The following is a 1,947-nucleotide window of genomic DNA, read 5'->3' on the forward strand; positions in this document are numbered from 1 at the left end:
GGGCGGGGTGGGCCCCGGTCCGGCGGTCAGGAGGAGCGGATCTCCAACAGCGGGACCAGTTGTTCCGCCGGGGTCAGTGAGCCGTGCATGCCGGTCAGGGCCGACTCGTTGGGCTCGTTCACGGACGCGGTGATGGCGACGGCGTCGTGGGCGGCGGCGAGCACGTCGCCGATCCGGCCCAGCACCCGCTCGTCGCAGCTGCCGGGCGCCCCGAACCAGCCCAGTTCCAGGGCCTCTTCGCGGCTGGTGACCCAGAAGCGGTCGCCGAGCACCTCCCGCCACACGGTGAGCACGTCGGCCTCGGCACCGGGGACGGCGTACACGTGCCGGGCCCGGCCCTCACCGCCCAGCAGGGCGACGCCCGCGCCGAGTTCCCAGTCCTCGTCGAAGTCGATCCGGGAGTCCTCGTCGAAGGGGATGTCCACCATGCCGTGGTCGGCGGTGACGTAGAGCGCGGTGCGCGGCGGGAGCTGCTCGGCGAGGCGCTGCACCAGCCGGTCGACGTGCATGAGCTGGCCGCGCCACAGGTCGGAGTCGACCCCGTGGCGGTGCCCGGCGCCGTCGAGCTCGCTGTAGTACGTGTACACCAGCGCCCGCTCCCCGGCGGCGAGCTGGAGCGCGGCGAGGTCCATCCGCTCCTCGCCGGTCATCCGGCCGTGGAAGGTGCCGCCGCTGAGCGCGATCTTGGTGAGCGGGGTGTTCTGGAAGGCGGGGGCGGACACCTGCGCGGTGTGCACCCCGGCCGCGTCGGCGCGCTGGAACACCGTCGGGTACGGCTGCCAGACCTGCGGCGAGGTCCAGGGCTGCCAGCGCAGCTGGTTCATCAGCTCGCCGGTGGCCGGGTTGCGCACGGCGTAGCCGGGCAGGCCGTGCCGCGCGGGGGCGAGGCCGGTGCCGACGGAGGCCAGCGAGGTGGCGGTGGTGGCGGGGAAGCCGGAGGTGATCGGCCGCCCGGTGCCGCCGCGCGAGCTGCCCAGCAGGGAGGTCAGGAACGGCGCCTCGGCCGGATGGGCCGCGAGCTGCTCCCAGCCGAGGCCGTCGACCAGGAACACACAGGCCCGGTCCGCCGGCGCCAGCTCGGTGATCGTCGCCTCCAGGCCCGGCACGCCCTGGTGGGCGGCCAGGGTGGGCAGCAGGTCGGCGAGCGAGCCGGTGCCGTACTGCGGGACGGGGGCGCCGGCGGGGTCCAGCAGGTCCGGGTCTCCCCCAGCTCCCGGTCCGGGGTGGCCCCAGCCGTGCTGCGCGGCGGAGTACGTCATCAGCGGGGGGTGGCGGTCGCGGCGGTGGCCTCGGAGAGCGCCTGGGCGAAGACCAGGGTCTGGCGGACCGCCTCGGGGCCGTCACCGGCCTCGCTGACGCGCAGACTCAGGTCGTCCGCGGTGGAGTTGCCGGTGTAGCCGTGGTCGGAGTCGCAGTTCGGGTCGCCGCAGGCGGCGGGCTCCAGGTCGATGCGGGAGACCGCGCCCCAGCCGATGGTCAGCACGACCTCGCGGGGCAGCGTGCCCGGGGTGTACGACTCGGGGTTGGCCACGACGCGGCTGAGCACCACCGAGGAGATCGCGCCGATCTTGACGGACTCGGTCGAGGTGGTCGCGTACGGGGACGGGGACCCGGCGTCGGCCGCCTGCTCGTCGGTGTGGCTGACGATGAAGCGGTTCGGCGTGAGGACCAGCACGGTGACGTGCCGGCGCACCTCGTTGGAGTCGAAGGTGGTCTCCTGGTGGACCAGGTACGACGAGACCGTCTCGCCGCCCACCGCGGCCTCCACCGCCTCGGCCACGAGGGCCGGGTAGTAGCCGCTGCGCTCGATCGCCGCGCGCAGCCCCTGGGTCGTCGTACCGGATTTCGCCATGGGGTCCATCCTACGGCCCGCAGGAGGCGCCTCGGCCGCGCCGGACACGGGCTCAGTAAGTCGGCAGGGTCCGCGGCCCGAGATCGGTCCGGGCG

General features: G+C 74.5%; 2 protein-coding genes. Both read right to left on the reverse strand.

The features are described from left to right. Window positions 1-26: 26 nt before the first annotated feature. Window positions 27-1,259 (reverse strand): alkaline phosphatase family protein, encoded by a 1,233-nt coding sequence (locus EF918_RS35285; protein ID WP_125652925.1) that lies wholly within the window; start codon window positions 1,257-1,259, stop codon window positions 27-29. Continuing rightward, entirely contained in the window at window positions 1,259-1,852 is a 594-nt protein-coding gene (locus EF918_RS35290; RefSeq protein ID WP_125652926.1) for a DUF5998 family protein, read from the reverse strand. Before EF918_RS35290 ends, EF918_RS35285 begins: the two co-directional genes overlap by 1 nt. Window positions 1,853-1,947: the final 95 nt, after the last annotated feature.

Origin of the sequence: Streptomyces sp. WAC06614 (genome assembly GCF_003949795.1) — a bacterium.
Taxonomy (GTDB): Bacteria; Actinomycetota; Actinomycetes; order Streptomycetales; family Streptomycetaceae; genus Streptomyces.

Coding starts and splice junctions, on each gene's coding strand:
- EF918_RS35285 (WP_125652925.1), bottom strand. CDS start 1,259: ATGACGTACTCCGCCGCGCAGCACGGCTGGGGCCACCCCGGACCGGGA.
- EF918_RS35290 (WP_125652926.1), bottom strand. CDS start 1,852: ATGGCGAAATCCGGTACGACGACCCAGGGGCTGCGCGCGGCGATCGAG.